Below are 24,895 nucleotides of genomic sequence, written 5' to 3' on the forward strand. Positions count from 1 at the left end.
CAAACAAACCCGTATCACGCCCTGCAACGATTGCAACCATGCCCATCATCTCCGCTGTATGGCGCGGCCGGCAAGGCGATACCCCAATCATGGGGCAAGGGACGATTTGCGGGCCGCTTCCGGCCACGCCGCAACGTGCTGATCCACGGCGTCAGGGCAGTAGCCCGGACACCTTGCAGCAGGCACTCAGGTCTTTCTTGAAACGATGCGACGAGGCGTTGTTTGTTTAAATAATTCGTCTCAGAAGCCGCTTGCCAAATGGGCGTGCAGCCATTTGGCAAACCGCTTCCCGAACACCATTTCTCCGTTTACGGTGTTCTCATAGGAATCTATCCGCAGATTTCTGAAAATGTTTAGCGATTTGCACGAAATTTTGAAAATATTTTTTAGATGAGCGTAAATAACCTGTGGTCACAAGGGTTATTGGGTTCGATAAGTTTGATGGTGTTACCAGTTAAGGGGCTGAATTGTATGGAGAAAGCAGTGCTATCGCACTGCTGGTGCCAACTGTCAGCGCAGCGGTAGATAAATATGGGTGATCAGCTCGGCGGGAGGCGTGCTACGCGGGTTGTTCAGATATTCCTCCAATACCGGTGCATCGGCGGCTTCCTCGCCCGATTGCGGCAACCACACCCCGAATAACCAAAGATAGGCATGCCGCATATCGGCGTAAGGGCCGACGTGGCGCAGGATCGCGCAACGCGGGGCGCCAAGGGTGAGTGGCTCGAACGGGCTGGCATGCGGTAGTGGCGCCGGCATTGAAAGCGCCGCCCTGGCGTGCAGATCGTCCTCGGCAATGGCTGTCGGGTCGTCTTCATAGACCCCGAAGTAGCGCATGTCCGGGCGCAGCTGGTGATGCGCGCCCAGCCAGCCGACCAGCTTCTCGAAGGCTTCGCCGATCCGCATGTAAGAACCCCGATGCCGGGCGCTGAGAGTGGTTACCGGATCAAGGCGACCAATGATGACTTCGTGCGCTGCAACCGAAGCCTGTGCCAATGCCTGCTGAAAGGGTTGATGACTACCAGCCGTTCGATAGCGGGCAGGTGGTAGCCCATAGCTGGCGCCAAACGCACGGGTAAACGCCGACAGATTGGGGTAGCCGCTGCGGCGGGCCACTTCGCGCACGGGTAGCTGGGTGTGCACGAGCAGGCCCGCTGCCCGGTGCAGCCGCAGGCGCTTGACGGTGGCCGCAACACTTTCACCATGAATCGCGCTGTAGATGCGATGCCAGTGATAGGGCGACATGCAGGCGATTTCTGCCAGCCGCAGTAAATCCAGCTCATCGTCGAGGTGTTGATGGATGTACTCGGTCACTCTGGCAAGACGTGCGGCATAGTGGCGGTTGGCCGGCATTGTCAGGCCACGCCAATGGAGATCTCGATGCGGCCATCGGGCGTAAAGCGCTCGAAGTCGGCCACGGCAGTGCTTTGCAGGCCGGGTTCCTGCCATAACTGCAGCCAGGTGGCGCCAACCTGCTGAGGTGTCGCGGGTTCGACCGGGTAGGTTTTGCGCAGGGACGGCGGGATGGTGACGCTCGACATTCCCTCGGGCATCGCATCGGTTGAAGTGACCGCTGCGCCGATGATCAGGGTGTAGCGGCTATCGGGCCGTAGCGGAGAGTTTTCGAAGCGGGTGTAGACAGCGTAGACGTCATCGCTGAGCTTGTTGGGGATGCGCGACAGCACCTGCTCGCTGCCAAAGCGTTGCCAATGCTGGGGAATGGTGTCGAAAGCCTCGCCGTTGTGGGTATGCAGCGCGATACCGACGATATGCAGGGCTTGTTGCAGTGTCTGTGTGGGCATGGAGGTGACCTTCAGTGAGGGGTGAGATTGCCAGACGCTGTTGCCACTTATTTCCGGCGAAACGATCCGTAACCAGGGGTCAACAGAACCTGGTCATCACCGTAACACTTCCCGATTTTGCAAATCTTGCGGACTTGGGTGCACTGACGCGCTATTGTGCTTGCACCCAGCCGTAGCTGCTTCCCTGGCGCGTGTAGCGACCGGGTTTGAAGCGGGCTTCACGCAAAAATACCTGCAAGGCTGGCTGGGTTTCGAAGTGCAGCTGTTCCAGCTTTGCTTCGATATCTTTGCTGTAGCCATCTTTGCCTTTGGGCGTGTTCTGGCGCCCCAGCAGCTCGCTCATATCGTAGAAGTAGTAAGTCATATCCCCGTATGGGCGTTTACCGTCGATGGCAGTGGTATCGCGCCACACCACCGCGCCGCGCAAAAGCTTGATATGGTCGGCCTGTAAAGTGAAGGTTGGTTTCCTCATGGTCTTGGTGAGGCCAACGGCGGCAAGCTGCTCGCCATATTTGTGATCCCGTAATGGCCAGTTCAGCGGATAGGTACCGGGCGCGATTTCACCAAAACGCAAGGCGATATCCAGTGCCTTGCCCATCTCCGCGCAGTAACGCTGGGCTTTGGCTGTTGCGGTAGAGTCGCTGACTTTGCCCAGATTCAGTGCCGCAACCACGGCCTCCGGTTTGCATCCACTTTCCTCAATGTCTGCATTGCTCTCGAAAGAGCCCGGCAAAATCACCAGTGGCGCCCCGGACTCAACAAAGCCCCATCCCACCGCCGACTGCTGCAGCAATTTGATGTGATTGGCATCGAAGGTAAAAGTCTCGGCGGCCTGGACGGTCAGGCTGGTGCTGAGGGCAAGCAAGTAGAGTGAACGCATGACGATTTCCCAGAAGCGACAACAAAAAAACCTTGCTGCAAACGGTTGAGGTTAGCAGCAAGGTTGAATCTCAAGGTTTGATGGCGTCTGCCTTGCAAGCGGCCACCCTTACCTCCACGGAGCCTCGCACGGCTGGCCATGAAACCTCGACAAAGTCGAGCGCTGGCCGCGATCAGTTTTTGGCAGGCTGCGTATCGCCTTTCAGATGTTTCTCGAAAAACTGCAGCATATGGCCGTACTGCAATACCTGATTTTCGCGGCGGGCGGTGCCGTGGCCTTCGTCGGCGAAGATCATGAGCTTGGCGGGCACCGATTTGCGTTGCGCAGCCTCATACATCTGCACCGCTTCGCCCACGGGCACCCTAGGGTCGTTGGCGCCTTGAACGATCAACAACGGGGCGGCCAGCTTGTCGATATGGGTCGTCGGTGACAGCTTGATCATGGCTTCACGGTCTTTGGCCGGGTCGCCGTATTCGTCGATGCGCAACATGCGGCGATAGGGGGCGGTGTTTTCCATATAGGTCAGCAGATTGGAAATGCCGACTGCGCTGGCCCCAGCGTCATAGGCGCCGCTGAACAGGGTCATGCCCATCAGCGTGGCATAGCCGCCGTAGCTGCCGCCCATGATGCCGATCCTGGGTTGTTTGTCGCCAGCGCCCCAGTTGGCACGGATGAAGCGGGCAGCGTCTTCAATATCGGTGATGACATCCAGCCGCTTGGGGCCGTCATCCGCATGCAACCAGGTTTTGCCATACCCTTCACTGCCTCGCACATTCGGATCGACATAGATGAAGCCGGCGTTGACAAACAGCTGCGCGATGATGGAGAAGCCTGCCTCGCTTTGGGCGGCTGGCCCGCCGTGGAAATGAACCACAACCGGGCAGGGCGCGGGTTTGCACTCTGCGGGACGGCGCACGAACATCGGGATCTTTGTGCCGTCACGTGCCGGATAATATTCGAGCGAGGCGGTGGCAAACTGGCTGGTGTTGACTTCAGGGGTCGACGGTCGGGTCCAGCGGGTGTAGCTGCCGGTTTTCCAGTCGAAGACATAACTGCTGCGCGGTTCGCGAGCGGTCTCGACCAGCAGGTTGGCGTAGCGGCCATCCTGGCTCAGGCTACCGACAATCACATTGTCGGCATCCTTGAACTCTGGCAATGGCAGGGGCTTGAGGGTGCGCGCATCCAGCACAAAGCTACGGGTGTAGCCGCCTTCGTTCACCGAGTAGTAGATCCGCTCGCGCCGGGCATCCAGGCTGAAAGCCGATACATCCCATTTCAGTTCGGGGGTGATCGCCGTGTACTGACCATCTTTCCAGCGATACAGGCGGTGAAATTCGCCAAACTTCGACGTTCTTACCAGCACTTCACCGGTCGAATTGAAATAACGGGCATTGAATTCTTCGTTGTCACGCTGGCCGAACAGGGGCCTGGGGGTGGCCATGCCGGGTTTCCATTCGTGATATTCGGTGGGAATGCCGCCTTTGGCTTTTTCGAGCAGCAGGGTGCCATCGGCCAGGTGATCGGTAATCTGCCAGGCCCCTTTGAGGGCAATCAGCTTCTCGGTTTTCCGCGTAGCGATTTCGTAGCGGTAGAGCGTATAGCTGTCGGCAACTTCGTCGTTGGCGCGGAAGTAGATGTGGCGGGCGTCATCGCTGACAAACTGGAATATCGTCTGCACGCCTTCTTTATGCTGAACCGGAATCAGCGCGCCGCCTTCAATGGGTTGCAGATAGATGCCGGGGTTCTCAGCGCCTTTCTGGTCGCGTTCCAGAACCAGATATTTGCCGTCCGGCGTAATGTCGCTGAGGCTGGTGCTATCTTCGCCGCCGGTTACCTGTACTGGAAAGCGGTCAGGGCCATCGACGCGCCAGACCTGGGTGGTGCCGGTGACGCGCCAGGTAAAGAACAGCGATTTGGCATCGGGTGCCAGGATACCGCCACCCGTTGAACGGATGTCGAACATCGCCTGAACGCGGCGTGCCAGTTCCGGGTCGAGTGGCTCAGGCCGGAAGCGGGCGAGCGTCTCTTTGCTGACGCTTTTGATGCCGTGGCCAGCATAGTTGCTGTCAGCAGCCTGGGCGGCGTCCAGACCCATTGCCAGCAGTGCGGTAAGAACGAGGGGGGTGAAACGCATGACGGGACTCTCCAGAAACGAAGGGCATACGTGCCGATAGGGGGGCAGCAAGCGGAATGACAGGCATTCGGCTGGTGGGGCCGCAGTGTAGCGTGTTGTCGGGGGAAAGCGCAGAGGGGCAGCGTTTGCCGGCTCATGGCCTGCCAGGTGTGGCGGGGTCGGGTCTGCGGAAAGGAGGCAAGGCTGGTTGCAGATCAAGCCGGCGCATCGTGCCATGCGCCGGCTTGATGGGGGCTTATTTCTTCTCGGGTTTGATTTCGAGCGTCATCGGGTTGAGCACCAGTTCGAACGGTTTTCCGTCCTTGGCTTTGCCACGGATTTCATAACATTTGTGGTGCACTTCTGCGACCTTGACGACATGCCCCATCTCTTCAGCTTTCTTGATGGCGGCCGAAAAAGGTTGCCATTTGTCTTGGGGTTCCTTGGTGCAGGGGGTTTCGTCGTGGCCAGCCGCAGCATGGGCGGCAGTAACGGATAGCAGAAGGGTCAAGGCGAATGGATATTTCATGATGCGTTCCTTGTGGAGAGAATGACCAAGTAAGGGCTAGGCTCTGTTGACCCGGCTGCCGCTCAGCGTTCAGAGAGCACGGTGGCGATTTCGGTGCGATACGCCTGAATTGCCGGAATCAAGGCCGCAAAGGCTCCTACGCCGACGGCCAATAGGGCCAGCAGCGCCTCTTGCGGCACCCAGTAACGGCCGGTGAGGGCGAGCCCCGGTGTCATGCCGGTGCGGCCTGCCAGTTCCACCACGCCATGGCCAATGGCCAATCCAAGCGCCGCGCTGGCGACGGCTAGCAACAATCCTTCCAGCAGCACGGCGGTAAACAGGCGGAAGCGACTGCTGCCGAGCATGCGCATCACGGCCAGATCGAAGCGTCGTTCCTTCAATGCGGTGTAGAGGGCGACGAACACCGATAGCCCGGCCGAAATAATCAGGATCGCGGCAAAGGCACGGAAGGCATCCAGCCCGAAGCCGACGATGCTCAGCAAACGGGCGGCTTCCATGGCGGGCGACGCAGCCAGCATATTGGTGTTGGCGTTGATATGCCGAGGCAGCGCCAGCACGGCCAGCGGAGTCTTGTAGCTGATCAGCAGGGCGGTGATGTCGCGGGGCTTGCCTTCCTCCTCGTCATCATCGTCGTTGGCAGGTTTGGCTGCCGTGGCGGGTTTGCTGGGTTGGGCAAACACCGGATTGGTGGTGGTTTCGCTCTCGTGCAGATCCCAGACGCTCTGCATCTCGGTCAGTACCACGTCATCCAGCACGGTGCCTGTTGGCTTCAGAATGCCGACAACGTGGTATTGGTTGTCATCGTGCTCATGGCCGCCATTGCCGGCCAGGCCGTGTGATCCGGCAAAGTTCTGCCCGACCTTCAGCCCGCTCTTCTTGGCAACATTGGCGCCTAGTACGGCCTCCATGCTGACTTTCCACAGCTGGCCCTCGGCAATCTCACCCCCATAGAGGCCGACGTAGTCATGCGTGGTGCCGACAATGCGAAAGCCCATCAGGTTATCGCCAAGCGCCATCGGAATCGCCTTGGCAACCAGCCGGTGCTTGGCAATCTGGTCGGCTTCCTTCAGCGGAATATTCCCATTCGGGATGTCCGCGTGATAGACGCTGGACAGGATGAGCTGCAGCGGGCTGCCCTTGGCGCCAACAACGAGGTCGATACCTTTTGATGAATTGAGCAGCTTGTCCTGCAACTGGGCATTGAACAGCATCAGCAGGGTGATGGTGGCAATGCCCAGCGCCAGCAGCAAGACATTCAGTATGGTGTGCAGTGGCCGGGTCGCCAGTTGCTTGTAGGCAAGTTTGACGATGTTCATGCCGTTTCCTCCGCCTGCTGGCGTTGCAGCGCAAAGCTGTGGCCGATGCGACTCTTCACCCGGCCATCGTGGCTGGCGATCAGCAGGCTGGCGCCCACTTCACCGGCTTCGCGTTCCAGCAGATCAATGACGGCGGTTGCCGCATCGTCATCAAGGTTGGCGGTGGGCTCGTCGGCCAGCAGCAGCTTGGGCTTGTTGACGACGGCACGGGCAATCGCCACCCGTTGCGACTGTCCGCCCGATAGCTGATGCGGGCGGCGCTGTGCCAGTTCGGCGACGCCAAGACGGGTCAGCACCTCATGGATGCGCTGCGGGTTTTTCGGCAAGTGCGCCAGATATTGGGCCAGTTGCAGGTTTTCGGCGACGGTGAGGCTGGCAATCAGGTGCAGTTTCTGCGGCACGAGGCCGATGGTCTGACCACGAAAACGATCCAGCGCACCCGCAGAGAGCTGGCGCAGGTCCTGGCCGGCAACAATGGCCTGTCCGGAAGTCGGCTGCAGCATGCCGCCGACAATCGAGAGCAGGGTGGTCTTGCCACTGCCAGACGGGCCGACCAGCAAGGCATGGCCTCCTGCATCCAGCACCCAGTCCGGGAAGCTGATTTCCGCACCACCGCCATAGCGATGGCGTAGTTGTTTCAACGCAAACATCCTGAATCTTGCCCTTATCGTGAGGGCGGCATAGACCAATCTGCCCGACTGGCGCTGTCGCCCGGATTATCGGAAGCCGTCTGTACCGACGACTTCTTGATGGGTTGGAGAAAAGCTCACGAAGCCTAATGTTATAACATAACTCTTTTGCTGTGAGATGACAGTCAGCAGAATGTCGCGCTTTGCGCTGTGGAGCAAGTACTCGAACAGAGAGGGCGGGGGATGGCGGCGAACGGCCGGAATCCTGGGGGGCTGCCCGGAAGCGGATGGCGCCTACGCTTCGTGCAGGGCTGCGAGCTGCGTGGCATCGAGTTCCTGCCACTGGCCCGGCTGCAGCGCCGACAACGGCGTGTGATCGAGCCGCAGCGCGCCGATACCTACCCGGTGCAACGCGTCCACGCGGTTGCTGGCAGCGGCCACCATGCGCTTCACCTGATGATACTTGCCCTGGTCGATGGTCATGGATAGCCGATGTGTGTCGAGCTGATGGCAGGCCAGCGCAGCCAGGGGGGCAGGTTCGTCGTGCAGCTGCACCCCGGCAAGCAGTGCGGCAATTAGCTCGGCACTGACTGGGTGGCGCGTGTGGACTTCGTAAGTCTTGCTGACGTGCCGCCGGGGCGAGGCCAGGCTGTGCAGCCAGGGGCCATCGTCAGACAGCAGCAGCAGACCGGTGGTGTCGGCATCCAGTCGGCCGGCCGCCTGTACCCCCCGCTGCACAAAGTGTCGGGGAAGCAGGCTGAACACCGGGCGATGGTGCTGGGGGGCGTGCGAGCACTCGTAGCCTGCTGGCTTGTACAGCGCCAGATACAGCTTGTCACGCCACAGCCAGTCTGCGTCATCCACCGTCAGGCACAGCGAAGGCTCCGGCAGAAATTCGGTACGGGCATCGTCGATGACCTCCCCATTGACGGCAACCCTGCCAAGCGCGATCAGCTGTCGGCATTCCTTGCGGCTGCCAAAGCCTTGCGACTGCAACAGGCGTTCGAGGGATTGTGGGCGGGACGACTTCATGGCGATGACGACGAAGGGTGAGCGGGGCGCCATCATAGCGCAAACGTCGGGTGGCCTTTGTCTATGATGGTTCGTAGGCTTTAACCTGGTCGCTGTTGACCGCTTGCATCCAAGGCTGAAACAGAAACCTCAACAGCGCCAGACTCTGCATACCGCAACGCACCGGAGGTAACACATGAAAGCGCTGTTCCTGACCCTGGCATTGGCTGCATCCAGCGTGCTGGCCGCTGATATAACGGCTGGCAGTTATAACGTACAAGGCAAAAATCCAAACGGCTCGCCCTATAAAGGGACGCTCAAGATCAGCGGCAAGGGCGTTTACAAGGTGAATTGGTCGGTGGGTTCAAACTATTCAGGCATTGGGCTGGATATGGGCAATCTGTTTGCCGTTGGCTGGGGCAAGGGCAAATGCGGGGCTGCGCTCTACAAGATCGAGGGCGGCAAGCTCAGCGGTGAGTGGGTGGACCCTAGCGTGCCCAAACGTGGCAGTGAGCAGGGCAGTGGTGGCGACTTCAAGGGCAATTACCCGATTAAAGGCAAAAGCCCGGATGGCGGCAGCTACGAAGGCACGATTTCCATCGAGCCGCGCGGCGCCGTGTACAAGCTGGGCTGGAAGGGTGAGGAGAGCTACAACGGTGTTGGCGTGCGTCAGGGCAATATGCTGGCCGTTGGCTGGGGTGGTGAAAACTGCGGGGTTGTGGTGTACGAAGTAAAAGCCGACGGTGGCATGAGTGGCAGCTGGGCCGTTTATGGTGAAAACAATCTGGGAAGCGAAGAGCTGAGCAAAGGCTGGTAAACCCCCTGGCCGGGGCCTTATCCCGCTCCGGCCAGAACGACCTGATTGCGCCCCTTGGCCTTGGCGGTGTAGAGCGCCTGGTCGGCCGCAGATACCAGATACTCAGGGTTGACCCCGCTCAGCGGGATGACGGTTGCCTGGCCGATACTGAGCGTGATGAAGCTGCCGGTGGCCGAGAATGCATGCGGGATCGCCTCGTGCTGCAGGAGATCCCGAATGCGATGGGTGACAATGGCCGCGCCGCCCAGATCCGTCTCTGGCAGGATCATTGCAAATTCCTCGCCACCGTAGCGGGCCACGAAATCACTGGGGCGGCTTGCGGCGTTGACCAGCACACCGGCGACCCGCTTCAGGCATTCGTCGCCAGCCTGATGGCCGTAGCTGTCGTTGTATCTCTTAAAGTAATCGACGTCGATCATCAGCAGGGTCAGAAAACTGCCATTACGCGCCGAACGCTGCCACTCCGCCAGCAGGGTCTGGTCAAAAAAGCGGCGATTGGCAACCTTGGTCAGACCATCCTGATTCACCATGCGTTTCAACTCGGCATTGGCTTGCTGCAGCTTGGCATTGGTATCGATGACCAGCTGCTGGGCGGTGCGCAGTTCGCCGATGGTTTCCTGCAACTGTCGCTCATGGCGCTTGTTGGCGGTCACGTCACGCAACACCAGAATGTAGACGGGCGTGGCCTCGGCTGCCGAGTCGCCGATCAGCACTTCCAGCTCGATGGTGCCGCCATCCTTATGCCGGCCTGTGGTTTCCAGATGCAAGCCGTGGTTGTGTCGGGGCTGTTGCGAAGCCAGCGCCGCACGCCGCTCCAGCAGCTCAGGTAGCGACTCCGGCACGATCTGCTCCAGCCGGTGGCCGATCAGCTCGTGCGGGCCATAGCCAAACACATCGACCACCGCCGGATTGACGGAGTCGATTTCGCCGGCGCAGCTGACGGTGACGACGGCATCCTGTACCCCTTCGAGGATGGCATTGAGCCGGACTTCGTTGCGCATCAACCGCGATTCGATGGTCTTGATTTCGGACAGATCGTGGGCGATGGTGGCGGTAAAGCCGACCGGTTTGCCGTTCTGCAGCGGGGCGATGATGGTCTGCAGGGTGTCGTGGACCTTGCCGGTCTTGTCCAGCCATTGCGTCTCGCCCGTCCACGAACCTTGGGCCTGGGCGGTCGGGATGCCGGTCTGCATGATCAGGCGATTGGTCCAGTCCGGATGATGGTCGGTGATGTGGTGGCTGGTCAGCTCTTCAATCGAGGAGAACCCCAGCAGCCGCAGGCCTGCCGGGTTCATGTAGAGCTGATTGCCTTTGAGGTCGGCGATGCCGACTACATCCGGCAGATGCTCGATGACGGCGATCAGGCGATCACGTTCCGCCTCGAAGGCTTTCTGGCGGCTGATGTCGATGGCGATCCCGACATAGCCTGTCACATTCCCCTGCTCGTCCCGTACCGGAGTGATCGATAGCAGGACGGGGAAGCGGTGGCCATCTTTATGGATATATGTCCATTCCCCCATCTCCATGCCGTTGGCCTGGGTCTGGAACATCATCGACTCCAGCCCCGGCTCGACGGGGCGGCCTAGTGCTTCCGATACCTTGACGGCATGCCGCACCAGCTCTTCGGGAACGTGAAACAGTGCAGGCGTCGCCTTGCCGACCAGACGGTCGGCGCTGTGGCCGAGCATGTTCTCGGCGGCCGTGTTGAAAAAGACGATGGTGCCTTCTTTGTCGGTTGAAATAATCGCGTAAGCCGCCGAGTTGAGAATGGCCCGCTGCATGGCATCACGTTCGGTGAGCCGATGCTCTGCGATCTTGCGCGCCGAGGTATCGCGGGCGGTTACGGCAACGCCGTTGCTCAGCGGGATGACCTGCTGCTGCAGCCAGCCGATCGGCAGCTCGGGCGTGTTGAGCTCCAGCTCCTCGCTGATAAAGGTGCCCGACTCGACAACCTCGCGGTACTGAGCAATCAGCTGCCGGGCCAGACTGGGCGGAAACAGCGAAGAAAGTGGCTGATTGATGGCACTCTCCCGCTCGGCGCCAATCAGGCGCAAGGCATTGGGGTTGGCTTCAACCAGAATGAAATCGACGATCTGCCAGGCCTCATCCTTGGCAACCTCGAAGACGAAGATGGCATCGAGACTGCCGGTGAAGGTGGCGCGCAGCAACTCTTCGCTGCGGGCGATCGACGACTGCATGCGGGCGATTTCCGTGACGTCGCGCACGATCTGTACGGCACCGATCAGCTCGCCGGAATGGGCTCGGCATGGGCTGAACGAAATGTCATAGCGCTTGCGGCCCGCGTCCTCTCCCAGAGACTGCCGAACGCTGAAGACTTCGCCCTGCAGGGCGCGGCCCCATAGCATCAGCAGCTCGCCGCGATCACGCGGCCGGTGCCGCAAACATTCAAGCAGATTGTCACCAATGGCCAGCTCGATTCCGTACAGGCCATGAAACTCGTCGCGAAACGCACGATTGAACAACGAGAAGCCAAAGCCCAGATCCAGCGCGGCAATCATATCGGCGCTGCCATTGACGACCCCTTCCAGCATCTCTTTGGCGGCCGTTACCGCCTGCAGCTGGCGGGTACTGGTCGTCAGGTCATGCCAGCTCAGCCACTGCAGCGGCATATGAAGATCCAGCCCCAGCGGTGTGGCCTCGCAACGTGCCCATAGCGTCGCCCCTAGCGTGTTGACCAGCCGGCACTCGGCGACAGACCAGGCTTGCGGGGTGTCGGTTTGTCGCCGCGCGTCAAAGCCGGTGCGATCTTCGAGCTGGATCATGTGTAGCCAACCATCTCCAGCCGCTTCAGCCCCTGGTCCCATCCAGCGTTGCCAGCCGGGATTGGCATGCAGGCAACGACCTTCCTGGTCTAGCAACAGCGCTGGCTGTGGCAGGGCATCGAGCATGGCGGCAAAGGTGGGAAGTCCGGGCCGCAGCGTCTTGTTGCGGCGGGCTTCGCGCAGCTGGAGGGTGGCAATCAGCGCGGCAAGGCCGATTCCAAGCAGGCTCGCCAATGCGAGTGAGATCCAGCGCATGGTGGTGATGCTGGTCATCTCGGCAGCCAGCTGACTGCGGTCGTAGCGGGCGACCAGCGTCCAGCGATAAGGGTCATCGCTGCTGATCAGGGGCAGGCGCGTATAAGCGTTGCCGACACCCAGGCTGGCCGGCAGCGTCAGCGGCATGATGTGCTCGTAGATCCAGAGCTCCCCATCCCCACTGAAAACACCCGACTCTGTTGCCTGCAGGGCTTTCCAGGCGTGCGGATGGGCTTTATCGACGCTGATACCTTGATGCCGCATCTGATTGAAACGGTTTTCCGGCAGCCCCCCCATCAGCCAGTTGCCGTGGCGATCGAGCATCCAGAACTCAGCCGTGCCGTTGCCCGTACTGCGCAGACGCTCAAATAGCGGCTCTGCCAGCAGATTCAGCACGACCACCCCGCGCCGCTCTCGATGCGCGCCAAACAGGGACATGGCTAGCCGCAGCACTGGCTTTTGCGGTTCCACAATCTGGCCGCGTTCGGTCTGGATAACGGGCGGCGAGAGGTAAATCTGGCCAAAGCTCAAACGATTGGCGTAGATGAACTCATCATCGGTCGAGAGATTGCGCAGTTGCGCAGCGGGCACCAGTGTAGGCAGCCCGTGATTCATATTGATGCGAAAGCGCTCATTGCCACGGTCATCGAGTATCTGCATGCGGTCGAAGACCCGACGGCGTTCCATGAAATGCAGATAGCGCTCCTGAGTCAGGCTGGCCGAGCCCAGGGGCGCCTCGAAAACGGCGGTCATCTCATCCGGCCCGGCCAGCGATTCCAGATTGGTGGCGGCTTCGGCCAGCGCTTGCCCCAACTCCCGTCGTGCCAGATTCAGCCAGCTCTGCTGGCTTGCAATCAGTTGCGTCTGCTTTTGGCTGCGCGCCCAGCGTTCGAGCAATGTACTGCCTGCCAATGCGATCAGCAGGAAGGTCGCCAGCCACGGCATGAAACGGTTTAGCCAGTAACGACGCCATTTCTGGCTGTCGGAGGATTCTGCAGATAGCCCTGGCACTATGCGATTCCGTGTGATGGATGAAGGAAGCAACTCCGGCATCGCGACACAGGATTTTGCCGCGTTCTGCTCACCGCACGATGCTAAGGGCGATGAGCGGGAGGTAGGTGGAGTCTGCCTTCTTTAAATATAGGGTACGAAATGATCCGGCAGTAAGCCGGTGAGCCTGGGTGGCCCGGCAGGCATAGCGGGAGGTTTGCTGCCATTTGTCGGAAAACGCCGACCGGGTGCTGCCAAACGCAATATCGAGGTAGACATACTGTGAGGTATTTTTATAAAATACTAATCAGTATGTTTAGTGGGGGCTGTGTACCTTGGATCACCGACAACTTCATCAGAAAGCGCTCGACGGCTTGCGGCTTGCTGCCGGCAAAAAGCCGTTGACCGACGTCAACTATGGCGATATCGCTGCCGAAGCTGGTTTGCCCTGGCAAACGGTACGCCGCCTTCTGGGCGGGCGTGAGCGGTTTGGTGAATGGCTCAACCCCGAAAGTGTTGATCATGCGCCGACGCCCAGCGATTCCCGCAGCCGCATTCTTGATTCAGCCGCCAAGGTTTTCGCGCGCAAAGGCTATCAGGGCGCCTCGCTCGACGAAGTAGCGGCCGACGCCGGCATGACCAAGGGGGCGGTGTACTGGAATTTCTCCAGCAAGAGCGAACTCTTTTTTGCCTTGCTGGATGCGCGCTTCATGCGTGAAGTCAACGAGCACATGCCCAGGGCGGTTGAATCCAACGCTGCCAACCCTGATCGCAAGGCTGCCTTGACCGATATGCTGCTCGATATGGTGGCACGGCTTGAACAAGACCCGGACTGGCCACGGCTTTTTATCGAATTCATGGGCGAAACCCGAGCGCCGGAAGTCCGTGAGAGGCTGGCAGATATGTATGAGCACTCCTACCGGATGACGGTAGCGATGATCGAGCAGATCAATGCCCATGCCGGCCTGCCCCCTGTTGGCGAGCGTGCCCAGGCGATGGCTGTCTTCTGGGGCGCCCTGATTGACGGATTGGTGCTGGCCTGGATCGTCAACCCGCAGCGCATTCATCTGCGGTCCTTGATTCCGCAGATCGTCGATATGCTGTGGCAAGGGCTGTCACCCGATGCCGAGCAGGCGCCTGCGGGCCTGGCCAGCTCTCCTGACAGGTTGCACTCGTAATGCCAGGGTCCGCCCGATACCGAGGCTGGGAAGAACCGGCGGATGCTGTCGCCCTCTAATTGAGCCAGTCCCAGTCAGCAAACCGAATAAAGACAAACTTGACGAGATACATAGCAAAGGAAGCAATCATGACCCCGCAAACGCAATCCAAACGTTCGCTTTTCTCCCGCAAGACGATATGGCTCGCCCTGGCTGGCGCCTTGTTGATAGGGGGATTTGCCATGCATCGCGGCCAGACGGTCTCCGCCGCCAGCAAGGACAACAAAAAGCCCGAGCCGCCGGCAGTGCTGGAGCTGTCGAGCACCGATCTGGCAAAGGCGGCGCTCGGTGAATTGCGGCAGAGCATTGCCCTGTCCGGCACCTTGTCGCCGGTGAATCAGACCCGGGTGAATGCCGAAGTCGATGGGGTCGTTGCCGAGGTGCTGGTGCGACCCGGTGATCAGGTCAAGCGCGGACAGGTATTGGCCCGTATCGAAACGGCTGATCTCAATAATCAAGTGAAAACCCAGAGCGCAAATCTGGAGCGCAGCCGGGCCGAACTCGCGCTGGCAGAGAAAAACCGTGATCGCTCGGCCAATTTGCTCAAGCAGAATTTCATTTCGCCCAATAGTCACGACTCGGCCGAAAACGCCCTGATTGCCGCCCGTGCCGCTGTCAAGGCGGATGAAGCCAGACTGGCCGTCGCCGGCAAGGCCCTGCAGGACGCCGTGGTCAAGGCGCCTTTTGACGGCTTTATTGCTGAGCGCACTGCTCAGCCAGGCCAGCGCATCGGCATCAATGCGCCGTTGTTCAGCCTGGTGGACCTGAAAGAACTGGAGTTCGAGGCTAATCTGCCGGTTTCCAGCCTGGGGGCCGTGAAGATCGGCCAGGAGCTGACCCTCCGGGTGGAGGGTTTTGGCGATCGTCAGTTCGGTGGGCATGTCGAGCGGATCAACCCAACCGCACAGGCAGGCTCCCGCATGATTCCCATCTACATCCGCATTGCCAACCCCAAGGCCGAGTTGCGTGGCGGCATGTTCGCCCAGAGTGAGCTGACGCTGCAGAAGGCTTCGGATGCCGTGACCCTGCCGATGTTGGCGATCCGGGGGCTGGAGCAAAAGCAGCCACTGGCGCTGGTGGTGAAGGACGGCAAGTTGATTGAGCGCAAGCTCAAGCTCGGGCTGATCAGCGAAACCACGCAGCAGGCCCAGGTGCTGGAAGGGCTGGCGGCGGGTGAGCAGGTGGTGATTGCCAAGCTGGCATCCCTCAAGCCGGGACAGCAGGTCAAGCTACCGGCCCCACCCCCGCCCGCTCCCAAGAGCTGAGTTCGACTCCCGCTTGACCCCTGTGCAGGGGCTGAAAGCACCTGCCGGGGCAGTTCGCGCCCAAAACACAGAACGGCAGTGAGCAAGGCGGATGCAGGCTGGGGACAGCCTGTATCGGGTGCTTGCTGTCCAGAAATCGAAAGGAAGCGGTATGTGGTTTACTCGCGTGAGTATCCAGAACCCGGTGTTTGCAACGATGATGATGCTGACACTGCTGGTGCTGGGTTTGTTTTCCTATAAGCGGCTATCGGTCGAACAGTTCCCCGATGTGAAATTCCCGGTGGTGTTCGTCCAGACCAATTACCCCGGTGCCGCGCCGGAGATTGTTGAAACCGAAATCAGCCGACGGGTCGAGCAGGAGCTGTCTACCGTCGCGGGTATCAAGAACATCTGGTCCGATTCTTACCAGAGCAATTCAGTGGTGGTGGCCGAATTTGAACTGTCGGTTGATCCGGATCGCGCCGTGCAGGATGTGCGCGAGAAGGTGGCGGCGGTGAAAAACGCTTTCCGCAAGGAAGTCGGGGAGCCGACGGTGGGGCGGTTCAATCCGAATGACCGGCCGATCATTTCCGTGGCCGTGACAGCGCCCAAGATGGCCAAGCGCCAGCTGACGACCCGTGCTGATCAGTACATCGCCAAGCAGTTCCAGATGATCCGTGGGGTGGGCAGCGCCGAGCTGGTTGGGGGAATCCGGCGGGTGATCCGCATCGAAATCGACCCGGCCCGCATGCAATCGCACTCGATGGCGGTGGATCAGGTAATCAACGCGCTCAAGACCGAAAACCAGGAAGTGCCGATCGGCAACGTCGAGTATCAGGAAACCGAGCGTGTTGTGCAGATCCGTGGTCGTTTGCAGAGCCCTGAACAGTTCCGCAAGCTGGTAGTAGGGCGTCGTGGTGGCGAGGTGGTGACGCTGGGGGATGTCGCGACCGTGGTCGATACCGAAGAAGAGCGCAGCTCGCTGGCACGGGTGAATGGCCAGGATGCGGTAACGATTGATGTGCGCAAGATCGACAAGGCCAACACCATTGAAGTGGCGGATGGCGTGATCGCGACGGTCGAAAGGCTCAACAAGGAACTGGCTGCCGAAGGCATCACCCTGCAGGTGATTGGTGATAGCTCCAAGGGCATTCGCAATTCGCTGGCCGATGTAAAGAAAACCCTGCTTGAGGGCGCTGCGCTCACGGTGGTTATCGTGTTCCTGTTCCTGGGGTCCTGGCGCTCGACCATCATTACCGGCCTGACACTGCCGGTGGCCTTGATCGGTACTTTCTTCTTCCTGCAGCTATTCGGATTCTCGATCAACGTGATGACGCTGATGGCGCTGTCACTCTGCGTAGGTTTGCTGATCGACGACGCCATCGTGGTGCGGGAGAACATCGTGCGCCATGCCGAAATGGGCAAATCGCACTATCAGGCATCGCTCGATGGCACGCAGGAAATTGGCCTGGCCGTGCTGGCGACGACGCTGACCATCGTCGCCGTGTTCCTGCCGGTGGGCTTTATGGGGGGCATTATCGGCCGCTTCTTCTACCCGTTCGGCATCACCGTGGTGGCGGCGGTGCTGATTTCGATGTTCGTGTCGTTCACGCTCGACCCGATGTTGTCCTCGGTCTGGCGAGACCCGCACGCCCACGGCATGAAACATCGCGGCCCCATTGGTTTTGTGCTGGACTGGTTTGATTCCGCCATGACCCGACTGGCGCAATTCTATGGTCGGGTGATCGGTTGGGCGCTCGGCCATCGTAAGTCCACCCTGGCGATTGCCACCGTGGCGATTGCTGGTGCATTCGCTCTGGTGCCGATCATTGGTGCCGAGTTTCTGCCGAAAGGCGATACCGGTCGTCTGGTGGTGGATTTCCGTACGCCGATTGGTTCGGGTCTGGACTACACCGCCAGCAAGGTCGATCAGGTTGAGGCGGCCCTTCGCGAGTTTCCTGAAATCACCGAGGTATATTCTTCAGTCAACACCAACGGTTCGGGTGGCAAGCATATCGCCAGAAGTGAACTGCGCCTGAAGCCGCGCAAGGAACGGATCAGCCAGTTTGTTTTGATTCCGAAACTGCGTGAGCGCTTGAGCAAAGTTGGTGGCATTGAGGTGCGAGGCATTGGCGTGCCGGATGGTCCTGGCGGCGGTGAGCAACCGATCTTCATCACGATTCAAGGTCAGGATCTGGAAGAGCTGAAACGCATCGGCACCACGGTGCAGGAGCGGATCAGCCGGATCAAGGGGGTGGTCGATGTTCAGACCAGCTTGCGTGCGGCAAAACCGGCTTACGATGTCGAGCTGGACCGTCAACTGGCGAGCACGGTAGGGCTGTCGTTGGGTCAGGTTGGCAATACGTTGCGCCCCTTGATTGCCGGGGAAACCGCTACGGTCTGGAAAGCGCCGGACGGCGAGAACTACGACGTGATCGTGCAATTGCCGAAGATCGACCGTAAAAACGCTGACGATATCGCCAAGCTGCCAATCATGAGCAGTGATGTGGATCCGAAAACCGGCCAGCCGATGATGATTCCGCTGGGGCAGGTTGCCAAGGTCAAGGAGTCGAGCGGTGCAACCCTGATCAAGCGTCGTTCGCTGTTCCGCACGGTGGAAATTTCGGCGGATGTCGATGGTCGCCCGCAGGGGGATGTCTCGGCGGATGTGCAGAAGGTGCTCGATAATCTGCAGATGCCGCAGGGCTACCGCTTCCTGCAGGAGGGGGCCAATCAGGATATGAAGGAATCGTTTGGCTACGCTGTGTCGGCGCTGGCGATGGGGGTGATCTTCATTTACATCGTGCTGGCCAGCCAGTTTGGCAGCTTCCTGCAGCCTGTCGGCATCATGATGTCGTTGCCTCTGTCGCTGATCGGGGTGTTCCTGGCGCTGCTGGCCTGGCGCTCGACACTGAATATGTTCTCGATCATCGGGGTGATCATGCTGATGGGGCTTGTGACCAAAAACGCGATTCTGCTGGTGGACTTCGTCAACCACTTGCGGCGCGATGGCATGGAGCGTATGGCGGCGATTATCGAATCCGGCAAGGTGCGTCTGCGGCCGATTCTGATGACCACCTTCGCCATGATCTTCGGCATGCTGCCGATGGCTCTGGCAATGGGTGAAGGCTCGGAGCAGCGGGCGCCGATGGCGCACGCGATTATCGGTGGGGTGATTACCTCAACCTTGTTGACGCTGATCGTCGTGCCCGTGGTCTACACCTACCTCGATAGCTTCGGCGAGTGGTGCAAGCGCAAGTTTGGCGGTAACAACGCCCACTAACGCGATAGCGACACGGACCGCCTGTCGCTGCGCGGTTCACGCCAAAGGCACTGCCATCAGGCAGTGCCTTTGGCTTTTCTGGCGTTGAAGTGGCTTGCGGTCTGGCGCCATATGCTCTTTACTGGCGACCTTCTGTGGGGTACCGCGAAAATCGCCGCCTTGGCTGCGACCGGCATGGCTTGCTGAGAAGCCGGCGCTTTTCGAGCTACCCTGATATTCCTCTATCTTCCGTACCGCGCATGAAACAATCACTTATCCGGCTGGGGCAGTCGTTATGGGCACCCCGCCGCTTGTTTGAAACTCTGGCGACCGAAACACCCAGGGCCGATGTGGCACCGGCGCTATCAGCCGCAGTGGCGCTGGCGCTGGCCGGCAGCTTTGTTGGCCGCAGTTTCTTCGCCGATGGCACCGATGCTACTGAAATTGTCATCTGGTTTTTTCTGCCGCCTTTGTCCGCCCTGATCAGCGTGCTGCTGCTGGCAGGCTGGTATCGCTTGCTGGAGCTCTATCTGGGCATGGTAGACCGGCTGCTGGGATTGGGGCACCCGGCAGAGCGCTGGCGCCGGCTGGCGACCTGGAGCTCCGTACCGTTGATTGTGCTGGGTCTGGCCGAAATAGCCTTGCACTTTGCGACAGTTGCCGTCGGGCACATGCTGCAGCCAGCGATCCTGGCGCTGTTCGCTTTATGGTGGGGAGGATTGCTGACGATTGGCTGGGCCCGTTTTAGTGGCCTGGGGTGGCAATCTGGCCTGAAGGTCGCGTGCTTGCCTGTGCTGGTGCTGCTGGCGACGCTGGCCTACTTTTATCTGCGCTGAGCCTGATGGCTGGGCACCGTTGAGGCTTGCTGCCAAACGCGGGCTGGCAATGGGGGATTGGAATTTGTCATCCCTTTCCCCGCCTTGCCAAACGCATGGCACTGGAAGTATCAGCTTGCCGGTTGTGCTGACAGGTTGGTGGCATCGGTCTCGGTTTTATGCGGCGCGAGCAAACGGTCTCGCAGGCGCAGGAAAGGGCGCTCGACAAGCCAGTACAAGCCAGCGCCCACCAGCAAGGTCATGCCGGCCGTCAGGAAAAAGGTCGCCAGGCCGTTCTCATCGACCAGCTGGTGAAAATTGACGCGGATGTATCGATAAACCAGCTTGTGGCTCAGGTAGATGCTGTAGGAAAGCGTAGCGATGGTCGCGATGCCCGGAATCCTGACGCGCCCCAGCAGACCATGGGTACTGGCCGCGCTGGCAACAATCAATGCCAAGGCCATCGACAGCATCGGGTAGCCGATGACATTGGGGGCGGTAGCCATGCGGTCTTGAAACAGAACGATGGCACCACCCAGCAGAACCCCGCCAAGACCCAGCAGGTGATAGGGCTTTTCCATGGCGGCGCGCCACCAGGCAGGTCGGTAGATCTTGCACAAGGCCAGCATGATTCCCATGAGCAGGCCATCCAGGCGACACCAGGTTGGGTAATAGATGCGCTCGTAGTAGCGCTGGAAGATATTGCCAACACCTTCCTCGACTTCCTTGATGGGTAGTAATCCATCAAGCCAGACATATCCTCGCCAAGCCATCCCGGCCATTACAACGGCGGCGCATACTGATAAGGTAAAGCTAAATGATTTCCGCTTGAGAATCAGTAATGAAATCAAGGGAAACAATAAATAGAAATGTTCTTCTACACATAAAGACCAAACGTGTGAAAACGCTTTGGGGTGATAAAAATCAATCAGCAAATTTTCAGTGAATGTTAGAAATTGCCATAAAGGCTGGATTTCTTTGGTTTCACGTAAAGACGGCAGGCCGAAATAAACTGCCACGACAACCAGATAAGCCGGCAATATCCTGAAGGCGCGTCTCAGATAAAAAGAGAGAAAAGAGGGGGATGCCTCTTTCTCGCAGCTACCAAGCCACTGAGAGCCGATCAGAAAGCCGCTCAATACGAAAAACAGATCCACACCCATCCAGCCAAGCTGGGTAAAGGCAAGCGAGGGCGTACCCAGGCCGAGAATCTGTGCGTGAAAAAACAGAACCCAGATGATGGCAATAGCGCGCATCAAGTCGAGTCCAGGAAGGCGGGACATAAACATTCCTATACTAATTTAGATTTGTTTGAATATGAACTATGGCTGCGTGTTTGGTTGCGACACCCAGACCCAGACATATGCCAAATAAGTATTTCATTTGCTGGCGGCTGTCTGACAATATTGTAATACAGGATTTACCTGCGTTGGCCCGGCGAAAATGGGCTTTCTCTAAAAAATCATTCAAATGGGTTTATATTGGATATTCCACATTGAGGGTATTGAACTTATTTTCATAAAGATCAAACACTTGTCTTGAATTGGTCCGGCTGCCCAAGGCAGCTTGCTATTTGCTTGCCATGACATAGCTTTTAATGCAGGGCAGGTGCGAGACGGGTGGGTGGGTCATGTCAGGTATTGAGCGGGGCGGATCGTGGGCTTGGCTAATGTGGCTGGCTGCCGAGGCAACCGCCGCGCCGGTTCTTGTTGTGGGCACCGAGTTTGCCAATGTCTTCGAGAAAAGTGCGAGTGGTGAGTACGTTGGGCTTGGCGTGGATATTCTGCGGGCCATTGCCAAGCAACGTGGCGACAACCTGAACTTTGAAATCTACCCGTGGCCCCGGGCGCAGCTGATGGTCGAAAACCACCAGGCGCAGATTTTGATTGGTCCCTACAAGACGCCTGAGCGCGAAGCCAAGTTTGTGTTTGCCCGCCGGGCTTTCTATCGGGACCAGATGGTGTTTTATGTTCGGGCGGGTGCTGGCCAAACCTGGGATGGTCGATATGCATCCTTGCAAGGCGCCCGCATCGGTGTGATCAACGGCTGGGTGTATGGGCCGCAGTTCGAAAGCATGCGCGCCATGCTCAAGCCGGAAGTGGCCAATTCCCTGACGATTGGTTTGAATATGCTGATGGCGCATCGGTTTGACTTGTTGGCAAGCAATATGCGCAATACAGAGGCTTTAGCCCGCAAGCTGAACATTGAGAATGATCTGGCGGTAATCGAGCCGGTGATGGATGTGCAGGATGGCTATATGGCTTTTTGCAAGCAGTCTGCCTGCGATGCGTTGCGCCAATACTACGACGACGCCTTCGATACGTTGCGGGACAGCGGCGAGCTAGCCCGGATGGCGCGTAAATACAATGTCCGCCTGCCATGAAAAAACAAAAACCGGCGGGTGGCCGCCGGTCTGGTTCTGTTATCTCAAATATCGCTGAGACATCAATACAGAATACGGCAACGAATGGTGCCCTCAATGGCGGTCAGCTGTTCCAGTGCGATATGGCTGGACGACTGGTCGGTGTCGATGACTACATAACCAAGATGTTCGGTGGTCTGCAGATACTGGGCGGAGATATTGACGCCGGCGCCCGAAATCACCTCGTTGATGCGTGCCAGCATACCCGGTGTGTTGCGGTGCGTATGCAGAATGCGGTGCTTGCCAGGGTGCGGGGGGAGCGATACCTCGGGGAAGTTGACGGCCGACAGGGTCGATCCATTGTTGCTGTAGCGGATGAACTTGGCGGCCACTTCCGCGCCGATATTGGCCTGGGCTTCCAGCGTGGAGCCACCGATATGCGGGGTAAGGATGACGTTATCGAATTGGCGTAGCGGCGAGATGAATTCCTCATCATTGCCTTTGGGCTCGATCGGGAAGACGTCAATCGCGGCGCCTGCCAGATGTTTGCTGGCCAGCGCAGCCGCCAGTGCGTCGATATCGACCACCGTGCCGCGAGAGGCGTTGATCAGATGGCTATTGGGTCGCATCTTCGCCAACTGAGCTGCGCCAATCATGTCCTGCGTCTGCGGGGTTTCCGGTACATGCAGCGTGACGACATCGGCGACCGCCAGGACTTCTTCCAGCTTTGCGAGCTGCCTGGCATTGCCCAGCGGCAGCTTGGTTTCGATATCAAAAAACACCACCTGCATGCCAAACGCTTCGGCCAGCACGCCAACCTGGGTGCCGATATGGCCATAGCCAACAATACCGAGAGTCTTGCCGCGTACCTCGAATGAATTCTCGGCAGACTTCACCCAGCCGCCGCCATGCACAATCGCATTCTTCTCGGGAATGCCGCGCATCAGCATGATGATCTCGGCCATGACCAGCTCGGCCACCGAGCGGGTATTCGAGAAGGGCGCATTGAACACGGGCACGCCGCGTTTGGCAGCGGCGACCAGATCGACCTGATTGGTGCCAATACAAAAACAACCAACGGCGATCAGCTTTTGCGCTTCAGCCAATACGGATTCTGTCAGCTGGGTACGTGAGCGGATGCCGACGAAATGCGCGTCGGCAATGGCAGCCTTCAATTCGGCTTCAGGCAGGGCCTTCTTGTGAAACTCGATCTGGCTGTAACCGTCGGCATTGAGGGCATCGACCGCTGATTGATGTACCCCTTCCAGCAACAGAAATTTGATCTTGGCTTTATCGAGGGACAGCTTGGACATGGTTGGGCATCCAATGATTGAGTAAAATAGTCAACAATTATAGCCATAAGGCCGGTTTTTGCTGCAATCGCAGCCAAAAGCCGGCAGAAACCATGCGTGGAGATTACTGATGACCGACATTCGCACCGAATTAATGACCTTGCTCAATGAAAACCGGGTGCGGACCGATGCAGACAGCCTGGGCCAGTATGGCCTCGACTGGACCCGATTCCACACCCCGGCACCGTCGGCGGTGGTCTTTCCCCGTAGCGTAGACGAGGTGGCTGCCATCGTCCGCTGGGCTAACCAGCGCAAGATCGGATTGGTGCCATCCGGGGGGCGCACCGGGCTATCAGCAGGGGCCGTCGCCACGCAAGGCGAGGTTGTGGTGTCGTTCGACCTGATGCGGGCAATCAGTGATTTTGATCCGGTTGAACGTACCGTGACCATCGAGGCAGGGGTTGTGACTGAGCAGCTGCAAGGCTTTGCGGCCGAACATGGTCTCTACTACCCGGTGGACTTTGCGTCACGTGGTTCATCGCAGTTGGGGGGGAATATCTCGACCAACGCGGGTGGCATCAAGGTGATTCGTTATGGCTTGACCCGTGACTGGGTGATGGGCTTGACCGTAGTGACCGGCCAGGGGGACGTGCTGCGGCTCAATAACGGTCTGGTAAAGAATGCAACAGGCTACGATCTGCGCCACCTCTTCATCGGGGCGGAGGGGACGCTGGGTTTTATCGTCGGGGCCCGCATGCGGCTGGCTCGCCAACCCCGCAACCTCACCGTGCTACTGCTAGCCGTGCCTGAGCTGGACGGCATCATGTCGGTGTTCCGACTGTTCAACGATGGCATGCCGCTGACTGCATTTGAATTTTTCTCTGAGCAGGCATTGGGCCATGTTCTGGCACGCGGGCATTCACAACGGCCGTTTGAATCGGCCAGCCCCTACTATGTGCTGCTGGAGTTCGAGGCGCCGACCGATGCCGAAACCGAACTCGCATTCTCCTTATTTGAAAAGGCGACTGAAGCCGGTTGGGCTGTGGATGGCATCGTCAGCCAGTCCGAACAGCAAGCCAAAGATCTGTGGCGCCTGCGCGAAGACATCAGCGAGTCCATCACCCCGCGCCGACCCTACAAAAACGACATTTCGGTGACGGTTTCCAAGGCGCCAGCCTTCATGCGTGAACTGGATGCGATTCTGGCGCGCGAATACCCGGATTTCGAAGTGGTCTGGTTTGGCCACATTGGCGACGGCAACCTGCACATCAACGTGCTCAAGCCCGAGGATATGCCAATCGACGCTTTCAAGCGGGAGTGTGAGCGCGTCAGCCAGTGGGTGTTCGAGCTGGTGAAGAAGTTCGATGGCAGCATCTCGGCCGAGCATGGTGTCGGCCTGCTCAAACGGGATTACCTGGGTTACAGCCGTAGTGCCGAAGAGATGGCCTATATGCGGGCAATCAAGCAAGTGTTCGATCCAAACGGCATTATCAACCCTGGCAAACTAGTGCCTTGATTCAACGTGAAAATCTGGGGAGGGGCAGCGTTTTAGGCTACACTGCGCGCCCTTTGTCCTAT

19 protein-coding genes are annotated in these 24,895 nt (G+C 59.0%); 8 read left to right on the top strand and 11 right to left on the bottom strand.

Annotated features, from left to right (window positions below):
- A partial coding sequence (locus PZA18_RS21360; RefSeq protein ID WP_284102917.1) for a hypothetical protein occupies positions 1 to 230 on the top strand: 230 nt, incomplete at its 5' end.
- 280 nt (positions 231 to 510) lie between these two features.
- Here PZA18_RS21360 and PZA18_RS21365 read toward each other — a convergent pair.
- The 8 genes from PZA18_RS21365 to PZA18_RS21400 all read right to left on the bottom strand — a co-directional run bounded on the left by PZA18_RS21365 (position 511) and on the right by PZA18_RS21400 (position 8,337).
- Positions 511 to 1,353, bottom strand: coding sequence for an AraC family transcriptional regulator (locus PZA18_RS21365; RefSeq protein ID WP_284102918.1), 843 nt, complete (start codon positions 1,351 to 1,353; stop codon positions 511 to 513).
- Between the two features lie 2 nt (positions 1,354 to 1,355).
- The gene (locus tag PZA18_RS21370) at positions 1,356 to 1,802 is read right to left on the bottom strand and encodes a GyrI-like domain-containing protein (RefSeq protein ID WP_284102919.1); all 447 of its coding nucleotides are present in this window, start codon (positions 1,800 to 1,802) and stop codon (positions 1,356 to 1,358) included.
- A gap of 151 nt (positions 1,803 to 1,953) precedes the next feature.
- A complete protein-coding gene (locus PZA18_RS21375; RefSeq protein ID WP_284102920.1) occupies positions 1,954 to 2,682 on the bottom strand; it encodes a hypothetical protein in 729 nt (242 codons plus the stop codon).
- Between the two features lie 172 nt (positions 2,683 to 2,854).
- Positions 2,855 to 4,816 (bottom strand): S9 family peptidase, encoded by a 1,962-nt coding sequence (locus PZA18_RS21380; protein ID WP_284102921.1) that lies wholly within the window; start codon positions 4,814 to 4,816, stop codon positions 2,855 to 2,857.
- Positions 4,817 to 5,051: 235 nt separating this feature from the next.
- Complete coding sequence (locus PZA18_RS21385; protein WP_284102922.1) at positions 5,052 to 5,324, bottom strand: PepSY domain-containing protein; 273 nt, start codon at positions 5,322 to 5,324, stop codon at positions 5,052 to 5,054.
- Positions 5,325 to 5,386: 62 nt separating this feature from the next.
- A complete protein-coding gene (locus PZA18_RS21390) occupies positions 5,387 to 6,640 on the bottom strand; it encodes an ABC transporter permease (protein WP_284102923.1) in 1,254 nt (417 codons plus the stop codon).
- Positions 6,637 to 7,281, bottom strand: a complete 645-nt coding sequence (locus PZA18_RS21395; RefSeq protein ID WP_284102924.1) for an ABC transporter ATP-binding protein — start codon at positions 7,279 to 7,281, stop codon at positions 6,637 to 6,639. Before PZA18_RS21395 ends, PZA18_RS21390 begins: the two co-directional genes overlap by 4 nt.
- A gap of 282 nt (positions 7,282 to 7,563) precedes the next feature.
- Positions 7,564 to 8,337 (bottom strand): pseudouridine synthase, encoded by a 774-nt coding sequence (locus PZA18_RS21400; protein ID WP_284102925.1) that lies wholly within the window; start codon positions 8,335 to 8,337, stop codon positions 7,564 to 7,566.
- Between the two features lie 139 nt (positions 8,338 to 8,476).
- On the opposite strand from PZA18_RS21400, the gene PZA18_RS21405 reads away from it, so the two are divergent.
- Positions 8,477 to 9,097 carry a hypothetical protein gene (locus PZA18_RS21405; RefSeq protein ID WP_284102926.1) on the top strand — a complete coding sequence of 207 codons (621 nt, stop codon included), beginning with the start codon at positions 8,477 to 8,479 and terminating at the stop codon, positions 9,095 to 9,097.
- Positions 9,098 to 9,114: 17 nt separating this feature from the next.
- Here PZA18_RS21405 and PZA18_RS21410 read toward each other — a convergent pair whose 3' ends face one another.
- On the bottom strand, positions 9,115 to 13,146 hold the full coding sequence (locus PZA18_RS21410; protein WP_284102927.1) for a PAS domain S-box protein: 4,032 nt from the start codon (positions 13,144 to 13,146) through the stop codon (positions 9,115 to 9,117).
- 314 nt (positions 13,147 to 13,460) lie between these two features.
- Here PZA18_RS21410 and PZA18_RS21415 point away from each other — a divergent pair, with 314 nt between their 5' ends.
- From PZA18_RS21415 to PZA18_RS21430, 4 genes are all read left to right on the top strand, one after another.
- Positions 13,461 to 14,303 carry a TetR/AcrR family transcriptional regulator gene (locus PZA18_RS21415; protein WP_284102928.1) on the top strand — a complete coding sequence of 281 codons (843 nt, stop codon included), beginning with the start codon at positions 13,461 to 13,463 and terminating at the stop codon, positions 14,301 to 14,303.
- A gap of 128 nt (positions 14,304 to 14,431) precedes the next feature.
- On the top strand, positions 14,432 to 15,607 hold the full coding sequence (locus PZA18_RS21420) for an efflux RND transporter periplasmic adaptor subunit (RefSeq protein ID WP_284102929.1): 1,176 nt from the start codon (positions 14,432 to 14,434) through the stop codon (positions 15,605 to 15,607).
- Between the two features lie 151 nt (positions 15,608 to 15,758).
- Complete coding sequence (locus PZA18_RS21425) at positions 15,759 to 18,869, top strand: efflux RND transporter permease subunit (RefSeq protein WP_284102930.1); 3,111 nt, start codon at positions 15,759 to 15,761, stop codon at positions 18,867 to 18,869.
- Positions 18,870 to 19,108: 239 nt separating this feature from the next.
- Positions 19,109 to 19,684: a YIP1 family protein gene (locus tag PZA18_RS21430; RefSeq protein WP_284102931.1), complete on the top strand. Its 576-nt coding sequence runs from the start codon at positions 19,109 to 19,111 to the stop codon at positions 19,682 to 19,684.
- A gap of 110 nt (positions 19,685 to 19,794) precedes the next feature.
- Here the strand turns inward: PZA18_RS21430 and PZA18_RS21435 are convergent, their stop codons facing one another.
- Positions 19,795 to 20,946, bottom strand: coding sequence for an acyltransferase family protein (locus PZA18_RS21435; protein WP_284102932.1), 1,152 nt, complete (start codon positions 20,944 to 20,946; stop codon positions 19,795 to 19,797).
- A gap of 347 nt (positions 20,947 to 21,293) precedes the next feature.
- Here PZA18_RS21435 and PZA18_RS21440 point away from each other — a divergent pair, with 347 nt between their 5' ends.
- Positions 21,294 to 22,046 (top strand): substrate-binding periplasmic protein, encoded by a 753-nt coding sequence (locus PZA18_RS21440; RefSeq protein WP_284102933.1) that lies wholly within the window; start codon positions 21,294 to 21,296, stop codon positions 22,044 to 22,046.
- 62 nt (positions 22,047 to 22,108) lie between these two features.
- On the opposite strand, the gene serA is transcribed toward PZA18_RS21440, so the two are convergent.
- On the bottom strand, positions 22,109 to 23,338 hold the full coding sequence (gene serA / locus PZA18_RS21445) for a phosphoglycerate dehydrogenase (RefSeq protein ID WP_284102934.1): 1,230 nt from the start codon (positions 23,336 to 23,338) through the stop codon (positions 22,109 to 22,111).
- A 109-nt stretch (positions 23,339 to 23,447) separates the two neighbouring features.
- Between serA and PZA18_RS21450 the strand changes: the two genes are divergently transcribed.
- The gene (locus tag PZA18_RS21450; protein WP_284102935.1) at positions 23,448 to 24,833 is read left to right on the top strand and encodes an FAD-binding oxidoreductase; all 1,386 of its coding nucleotides are present in this window, start codon (positions 23,448 to 23,450) and stop codon (positions 24,831 to 24,833) included.
- The last annotated feature ends 62 nt before the right edge of the window (positions 24,834 to 24,895 follow it).

Source organism: Parachitinimonas caeni, from assembly GCF_030129945.1.
GTDB lineage: Bacteria > Pseudomonadota > Gammaproteobacteria > Burkholderiales > Chitinimonadaceae > Parachitinimonas > Parachitinimonas caeni.

Coding starts and splice junctions, on each gene's coding strand:
- PZA18_RS21390 (WP_284102923.1), bottom strand. CDS start 6,640: ATGAACATCGTCAAACTTGCCTACAAGCAACTGGCGACCCGGCCACTG.
- PZA18_RS21375 (WP_284102920.1), bottom strand. CDS start 2,682: ATGCGTTCACTCTACTTGCTTGCCCTCAGCACCAGCCTGACCGTCCAG.
- PZA18_RS21385 (WP_284102922.1), bottom strand. CDS start 5,324: ATGAAATATCCATTCGCCTTGACCCTTCTGCTATCCGTTACTGCCGCC.
- PZA18_RS21435 (WP_284102932.1), bottom strand. CDS start 20,946: ATGTCCCGCCTTCCTGGACTCGACTTGATGCGCGCTATTGCCATCATC.
- PZA18_RS21365 (WP_284102918.1), bottom strand. CDS start 1,353: ATGCCGGCCAACCGCCACTATGCCGCACGTCTTGCCAGAGTGACCGAG.
- PZA18_RS21430 (WP_284102931.1), top strand. CDS start 19,109: ATGAAACAATCACTTATCCGGCTGGGGCAGTCGTTATGGGCACCCCGC.
- PZA18_RS21405 (WP_284102926.1), top strand. CDS start 8,477: ATGAAAGCGCTGTTCCTGACCCTGGCATTGGCTGCATCCAGCGTGCTG.
- PZA18_RS21400 (WP_284102925.1), bottom strand. CDS start 8,337: ATGATGGCGCCCCGCTCACCCTTCGTCGTCATCGCCATGAAGTCGTCC.
- PZA18_RS21370 (WP_284102919.1), bottom strand. CDS start 1,802: ATGCCCACACAGACACTGCAACAAGCCCTGCATATCGTCGGTATCGCG.
- serA (WP_284102934.1), bottom strand. CDS start 23,338: ATGTCCAAGCTGTCCCTCGATAAAGCCAAGATCAAATTTCTGTTGCTG.
- PZA18_RS21380 (WP_284102921.1), bottom strand. CDS start 4,816: ATGCGTTTCACCCCCCTCGTTCTTACCGCACTGCTGGCAATGGGTCTG.
- PZA18_RS21440 (WP_284102933.1), top strand. CDS start 21,294: ATGTCAGGTATTGAGCGGGGCGGATCGTGGGCTTGGCTAATGTGGCTG.
- PZA18_RS21450 (WP_284102935.1), top strand. CDS start 23,448: ATGACCGACATTCGCACCGAATTAATGACCTTGCTCAATGAAAACCGG.
- PZA18_RS21425 (WP_284102930.1), top strand. CDS start 15,759: ATGTGGTTTACTCGCGTGAGTATCCAGAACCCGGTGTTTGCAACGATG.
- PZA18_RS21420 (WP_284102929.1), top strand. CDS start 14,432: ATGACCCCGCAAACGCAATCCAAACGTTCGCTTTTCTCCCGCAAGACG.